At 65.6% G+C, this 450-nt stretch carries 1 protein-coding gene; it reads right to left on the bottom strand.

The window, feature by feature from the left end; all coding sequences use genetic code 11:
• On the bottom strand, positions 1-411 hold a 411-nt coding region (locus AACY08_RS29705; RefSeq protein ID WP_339472658.1), incomplete at its 3' end, for an ABC transporter permease.
• Positions 412-450: the final 39 nt, after the last annotated feature.

Below are 450 nucleotides of genomic sequence, written 5' to 3'. Positions count from 1 at the left end.
GATCGAGGTGAGGTTGTTGAGGTCGTCGGAGCGGATGCCGCGCACCAGCACGCCCGAGGCGTTCCACGGCGAGGACGCCAGCGCCTGGCCGTCGACCACCGGCGCCGCGAGACGGATGCCCTGCACCTGGCTGATGCGGTCGGCGACGTCCTTCCAGTCGGTGAGCGGCGATTCCAGCGGCTGCACCAGGATGTGGCCGTTCAGCCCGAGGATCTTGTCGAGCAGCTCCTTGCGGAAGCCGTTCATCACCGCCATCACGATGATCAGCGTCGCCACGCCGAGCATGATGCCGAGAAAGGAGAACCCGGCGATGACCGAGATGAATCCTTCCTTGCGGCGCGCCCGCAGGTAGCGCGCCGACAGCATCCACTCGAAGGGCGCGAAGGGCGCGGTTTGCACAGACTCGGTCATGGTTTCATCCATCGCTCGATAATCCCATGATTCGGGGGC

This window comes from Pseudomonas sp. EL_65y_Pfl1_R83 (assembly GCF_963970695.1).
Taxonomy (GTDB): domain Bacteria; phylum Pseudomonadota; class Gammaproteobacteria; order Pseudomonadales; family Pseudomonadaceae; genus Aquipseudomonas; species Aquipseudomonas tritici.
Note: the sequence above shows the minus strand (reverse complement) of the source record. Positions and strands in the feature narration are given on the sequence as shown.